Raw genomic sequence first — 5,645 nt, 5'->3', positions numbered from 1 at the left:
GCTGCACAGTCTTTGGCAATTTTTGCTAAGTCGTGATAGGACTGCTTCACCGTCAAATCGACGACGGACTCGATCGCCGTATTCAGCAGCTCCATCGCCAGCACCGCCCCGATCGTCAGTCCAATGACCGCCATATCAACGGCGTTCAGCTGTAGCACAATTCCTAATCCGATCGCTAGCCCACCCAAAATCGTGTGGATGCGGAAGTTCCGCTGCGTCTGGAAGGCATAGCTAACTCCCGCCCAAGCGTATTTGAAGCTGATGAGTAAGCTCGGCGCGACCTGCCACGAAAGCGTCCGATTCAGCGATGGCATCTGCTCTATCTTGCCGTTTGCGTGATCGGAGGTTCCTGTGGAAAGTTCTGGTGGCATAGGGGATAAGAAGAATGAACAGGGACAAAGCGTGTAGGACGTTGGAGCGATCGTCTACCACCTGGAAGCATCGAAGCGCGACAGCAATCCGAGGGCTACTTCATTATGCCGAGGACGGTTGCCGAATAGTATAACCTGCACTACAACGCATACAGAAGTCTATCAAGTCTTCACATCTAGCCCAACGGACTGAAGAAGCGCTTGTTGCTGGTCTAGCATCTCCACGAGGCGATCGTCATCGGGGTGATCCCAACCTAGCAGGTGCAGAAGCCCATGAGCCGCTAGCCACGCGAGTTCTGTTTTCAAATCGTGTCCCTGCGCTTGTGCCTGTCGCTTTGCGGTATCGATCGAAATCACAATATCACCCAGGTACAGCGGCTCGGCGTCCTCTAGCAGCGGAGCTTCGACTTCCAGAGCCGCAAACGCCAGAACATCGGTGGGCTTGTCCTGATGGCGGTACTGATGATTCAGCGCCTGAATTTCACGATCGTCTGTCAGCCGCAAACTCAGCTCATACGCAGACGACAAATCCGGCTGTAGAGCGACTAACCAGTGTTGGAACCAGGTTTGCCACGTTTCGGGTAAAGGGAGGTGAGGAGTCGCTTGCGTGGACTCCTCACCGGAGTTCTGGACATAGACATCGACGTGCACGATCACGCCTCGCTAGCGAGTTAGGTACGCTAGCCCGACGAACACGGCAAGAAGCCCGATCGTCGTCAGCGCGAAGTGTTTGAGTGAGGTGCCCCGCTTGCGGACCATATTCCGCATGGCGAGTTTGACGTAGCTCGGTTTCGGTTCGGTCGTCTGCGGCGTTTCGAGCGATTCTAGTGGAGCTTCAGGAGTGGGAGTTTCCATAGGGTTCTAAGATGGGCTATTTGAGCGCAAACGGAGACTCGTACAGTCTCACAACTTCAAGGGTAAGGGTCGTGGTTTGATTTTCCCAGGTCAGCGATCGAATCACGACATCGGCATGGGCGATCCAGTCGTCATCGACCAGTTGCAGGGGCACATCCAGCGGAAAAATGCGATAGCCAGATTTGGCAACGCGGTGCTGTTCATGCAGAGTCAGCCGATCGGGGTAGCCCTGCGATCGCTTCAGCCGCACGATGCTGTTGACTTGGCAGGGCATTCCCATCGGTTACGCCTCTACAAGTTGGGTTTCTTGGCGCAGGTACGACTCAATGAAGGCATCGAGGTCGCCGTTCATTATGTCAGCGATCGCCGTTGTTTCCGTGCCCGTCCGCAAGTCTTTCACCATCTGGTACGGATGGAACACGTAGTTCCGGATTTGGTTACCCCAAGCCGCTTCTACCATGTCACCCCGGATGTCGGCGATTTCCTTTGCTTTCTGCTCCTGAGCAATAATCAACAGCTTGGCTTTCAGGATCACGAGGGCTTTTTCCTTGTTCTGTAGCTGCGATCGCTCCTCGGTACAGCGCACGGCAATGCCCGTGGGAACGTGCAGAATCCGCACAGCGGTTTCCACCTTGTTGACGTTCTGACCGCCCTTACCGCCTGCACGGGAGGTGGTAATTTCCAGGTCTTTGTCGGGAATGTCTAGCTGAACGGTTTGGTCGATCAGCGGCATCACTTCCACGCCTGCAAAGCTGGTTTGACGCTTGCCGTTGGCGTTAAACGGCGAAATTCGCACTAAGCGGTGGGTTCCTTTTTCTGACTTTAAGTAGCCGTAGGCGTAGCGCCCGTCGATCTCCAGCGTCGCCGATTTAACGCCCGCCTCGTCGCCTTCCGATTCCTCGGTCAGGTGGACCTTGTAGCCGTGGTCTTCTGCCCAGCGGGTATACATTCGCAGCAGCATCGCTGCCCAGTCCTGCGCGTCTGTGCCCCCTGCTCCAGCATTAATGCTCAAGACGGCACCCTTGGCATCGTAAGGACCAGACAGCATCTGCTGGAGTTCCCACTGGTCCAAATCTCGGCGGAGCTGAGTCACGTTAGATTCTGCCTCTTGCAGCAGGCTGGCGTCGTCTTCTAGCTCCAGCAGTTCCAAAACGGTTTTGGCGTCGTCCAGACTGCTTTTCCACTGCTGAAACTGCTGCAAGTGGGATTTAAGGTCGTTGAGTTCCTGAAGCGTTTGTTGAGCGGTAGTTTGGTCGTTCCAAAACTCCGGCTGTGCGGCAATCTGCTCTAGGTCCTGAATTTTGGCGGTTAGGGCAGGTACGTCAAAGATAGTCCTGGGTTTTACCCAGGCGGTCAGACAGCAGATCAATCTCGCGTTTGATTTCTAGCGTTTCCATGGCGATCCATTCCATTACAGTCGTCGCACTCTTGATTCTAGCGAGAGAAGCCGTCTTAGAGGGAGTCGGGATCAATGCCGCGATCGCGCAGCTTCGCCAGCAGTTGTTCAAGCTGTTGCTCGGCTTGGTTAGCCCGCTGTCGTTCTTCCTCTGCCCGCTGTCGTTCTTCCTCGGCTTGCTCTAGTGCCCATTCTGCATCGGTGGCAATCCAATCGCCGTGCGCGTCAAACCAGCGCATCCACTGGCGAGTGATGCCCTCAAACGTGCCTTGCCACAGCCCCAAACCCAACTCCAAATCAGTCATCCAGATGCGGGGATTGTTGGCGTCTAGCGGCTGTTCTTGATAGCGCCCACCCACTAGTTGAAAGAACCGCAGTTGATTCGTGTAGCGGCTAAACACGATGTAGTAGGGAACTCGAAGAATTTGCTCGTAAACGTCCCACTTGCGCGGCGGCGTATCTTGGGTCGTCTGTCCGTTCTGTGTAGAAATTTGCTCGCCGGGTGCCGCAGTTGCCTCAGACTCACTCACACTCTCTGGTTCTAACGCAGCGTTTTCGCCCAGATCTTCGGCTTCGGTTCCCGGAGATAGCAGTTCTACCACGACAAAGGGAGGGACGCCTTCCTGCCACATCACATAGCTAGAGCGCAGGTCCGTGTCGTCGTACAGTCGTGAGACATCGAGGACTAGAAACCAGTCAGGGCGCTTGTACCACAAGGGGCGACGCACATTGTAGTAAAGATTGAGATCGGAGCCGATGAAGAGTCGTTCTGAGGAATGACGCGGACTGCGGAAGGTGCGAGTCAGCAGTTGCGGCTGCAGAGCATGAAATTCATCCGGCAAACCAGGCTCCTCTGGATCTTCGCTGGGCAGATCGTACATGGTGGGAAGGCTCTGTCTGGGCGATCGGGGCGGCTCGCTCTGAGGAACCGAGAATCGAGTCATTGCAGCGACTTGGCAGAGGGTTCTCTTAAATTGTGCCTGATGCGCGGGGTGCGAGCCTGCTCAACGATCTCCGAATCGGTGAGGGCTGCGTCGTCTAACGCCAGTTTGAGGCTAGTTTTGGCGGATCAACTGCCGTGGACTTCTTCTACCTTTTGATCGTTGACCTCGCTGCGATCGTGCTTCTATCGTCAGCACAGCGAGTCACTCTTTGTAGAAGGATTAACCGTATCGTGTTCATGCCTTTGGATTTTCTGTTTCGCTGGCTGGCGGGACTGCTGGCAGTTGCCCTTCTTGGCGGCGGCATCTACATCCTGCACGAATGGTACGAGCGGGAATTGATCGATCGCGCGTGGCTCATTCTAGGGTGGGGAATGGTTCTGTGGTCCTTCGTTGGGTTTATCCCCCTGACGCTGCTGCGGCGTTTCGGCAAGAACGAACCCAAGCAAGTGCGGAGTTCTGACACCCAACGGCTAACTCGTCCTGACGGTAGCGAAATCCACGTTGAGTTTTACGGTTCTCCCAGCGCGCCGCCGCTGATTTTGATTCACGGCTGGGGACCCAACAGCACCGTCTGGTACTACGCCAAACAGCAGCTTGCCGATCGATTTCGCCTGATCGTCTGGGATCTGCCGGGACTGGGCAAATCGACCAAGCCAAAGAATCGAGACTATTCGCTAGAGAAGTATGCCCACGACTTAGAAGCCGTGCTGTCTCTGGCTGAACAGCCTGCGATTTTGCTTGGTCACAGCATGGGCGGCATGATTATTTTGACGTTTTGCCGCTTGTTTCCAGAGCATCTGAACCAGCGCGTGGCGGGACTGGTCTTGGTCGATACCAGCTACACCAATCCGCTTAAAACGGCGATTCTGAGTCGGCTCTTGTGTGCGTTGCAGAAGCCAGTCATTGAGCCGTTGCTGTATGTGACGATCGCCCTATCTCCGCTGCTCTGGCTGATCAGCGGCTTGAGCTACCTCAATGGCTCAATGCATCTGACTACGGAACTGTCCGGCTTCACCGGACGGGAAACTCGTGGACAACTCGACTTTGCTACGCGCCTCGGACTGATGGCGTCGCCCGGAGTGCTTGCCAGAGGTGCTTTAGCAATGCTTCGCTACGATGAGACAGCTACGCTGCCGACGATCGACGTTCCCGTACTGGTGATCGTTGGTCAGTCCGATATTGCAACCGTGCTGCCTGCCCACCAGCGCATGAGTGCCGATTTGCCTCAGGCGGAACTGGTGGTTTTGCATCCGGCGGGGCACATGGGATTGATGGAGCGCCACACGCAATTTGCCGAAGCGGTGCGATCGCTGATCGTTCCCAATCTAAACGGAAAATCGCCGTCCTCTGACCCAGGACTGCTGTAACCGACTGCAACTTTTGAGTACTACCAAGGATCGACATTATGAATGACGCGAACGTTTGGTTGATTACGGGCAGTTCGACGGGATTTGGACGATCGCTGACCGAAGCCGTCCTTCAGCACGGCTATCGCGTCATCGCGACCGCTCGCAAGCCAGAACAACTAGATGACCTCGTTGCAAAATATCCTCAGACGGTTAAAGCCATTCGGCTAGATGTGACCAATCCGCAAGAGGTGCGCGCGGCGATTCAGACGGCGATCGACACGTTTGCTCGGATTGACGTGGTGGTGAACAACGCAGGGTTCGGCTCGCTAGGCGCGATCGAGGAACTCAGCGATGAGGCAATTCGCCGCCAGTTTGACACCAACCTCTTCGGGGCGCTGGATATGATGCGGGCAGTGCTGCCAGTTCTCCGCCAGCAGCGTAGCGGTCATATCCTGAATGTTTCATCGGTTGGCGGATTGGTTGCGTTTGGGGCAACGGGCATCTACTGCGCCACTAAGTTTGCGCTAGAAGCGATATCAGAAGCGCTGGCCAAGGAAGTTGCCTCGCTGGGTATTAAAGTCACTATTATCGAGCCAGGAGCTTTCCGCACCGACTTTAATGGTCGATCGCTGGCGGTTCCTGACCAGACGATCGAGGAGTACGCTCCGGTAAGCGGCGAGTTCCTCAAGTGGATGGAGCAAATGGACGGCAAGCAGCCAGGCGATCCAGC

The 5,645-nt window shown here is 55.6% G+C and carries 8 protein-coding genes; 2 read left to right on the top strand and 6 right to left on the bottom strand.

The genetic code is table 11. The annotated features are described in order from the left end of the window. The 6 genes from H6F43_RS15485 to H6F43_RS15460 form a co-directional block, all read right to left on the bottom strand. A partial coding sequence (locus H6F43_RS15485; protein WP_242025657.1) for a diacylglycerol kinase family protein occupies positions 1 to 314 on the bottom strand: 314 nt, incomplete at its 3' end. A gap of 219 nt (positions 315 to 533) precedes the next feature. After that, on the bottom strand, positions 534 to 1,022 hold the full coding sequence (ybeY, locus tag H6F43_RS15480) for an rRNA maturation RNase YbeY (RefSeq protein WP_190343623.1): 489 nt from the start codon (positions 1,020 to 1,022) through the stop codon (positions 534 to 536). A 12-nt stretch (positions 1,023 to 1,034) separates the two neighbouring features. After that, complete coding sequence (locus H6F43_RS15475; protein ID WP_190343622.1) at positions 1,035 to 1,226, bottom strand: DUF3285 domain-containing protein; 192 nt, start codon at positions 1,224 to 1,226, stop codon at positions 1,035 to 1,037. A 16-nt stretch (positions 1,227 to 1,242) separates the two neighbouring features. Next, a complete protein-coding gene (locus H6F43_RS15470) occupies positions 1,243 to 1,506 on the bottom strand; it encodes a DUF2584 family protein (RefSeq protein WP_190343621.1) in 264 nt (87 codons plus the stop codon). Between the two features lie 3 nt (positions 1,507 to 1,509). Beyond that, positions 1,510 to 2,623 (bottom strand): peptide chain release factor 2 gene (prfB, locus tag H6F43_RS15465; RefSeq protein WP_190343625.1). Its coding sequence is split into 2 segments (ribosomal slippage): positions 1,510 to 2,550 and positions 2,552 to 2,623, totalling 1,113 coding nucleotides; the frame shifts between segments, so codons are not numbered across the junction. Positions 2,624 to 2,678: 55 nt separating this feature from the next. Continuing rightward, complete coding sequence (locus H6F43_RS15460) at positions 2,679 to 3,566, bottom strand: Uma2 family endonuclease (RefSeq protein WP_190343620.1); 888 nt, start codon at positions 3,564 to 3,566, stop codon at positions 2,679 to 2,681. 236 nt (positions 3,567 to 3,802) lie between these two features. On the opposite strand from H6F43_RS15460, the gene H6F43_RS15455 reads away from it, so the two are divergent. Beyond that, the gene (locus H6F43_RS15455) at positions 3,803 to 4,933 is read left to right on the top strand and encodes an alpha/beta hydrolase (RefSeq protein WP_190343619.1); all 1,131 of its coding nucleotides are present in this window, start codon (positions 3,803 to 3,805) and stop codon (positions 4,931 to 4,933) included. A 38-nt stretch (positions 4,934 to 4,971) separates the two neighbouring features. Beyond that, a partial coding sequence (locus H6F43_RS15450; RefSeq protein ID WP_190343618.1) for an oxidoreductase occupies positions 4,972 to 5,645 on the top strand: 674 nt, incomplete at its 3' end.

Origin of the sequence: Leptolyngbya sp. FACHB-36 (assembly GCF_014695955.1) — a bacterium.
Taxonomy (GTDB): domain Bacteria; phylum Cyanobacteriota; class Cyanobacteriia; order Leptolyngbyales; family Leptolyngbyaceae; genus FACHB-36.
The sequence above is the reverse complement of the archived record's forward strand: the minus strand, read 5'-3'. Positions and strand labels throughout refer to the sequence as shown.

Excerpts from the sequence above, each read along its gene's own strand:
- H6F43_RS15475 (WP_190343622.1), bottom strand. The coding sequence starts at position 1,226 with ATGGAAACTCCCACTCCTGAAGCTCCACTAGAATCGCTCGAAACGCCG.
- H6F43_RS15470 (WP_190343621.1), bottom strand. The coding sequence starts at position 1,506 with ATGGGAATGCCCTGCCAAGTCAACAGCATCGTGCGGCTGAAGCGATCG.
- H6F43_RS15460 (WP_190343620.1), bottom strand. The coding sequence starts at position 3,566 with ATGACTCGATTCTCGGTTCCTCAGAGCGAGCCGCCCCGATCGCCCAGA.
- H6F43_RS15455 (WP_190343619.1), top strand. The coding sequence starts at position 3,803 with ATGCCTTTGGATTTTCTGTTTCGCTGGCTGGCGGGACTGCTGGCAGTT.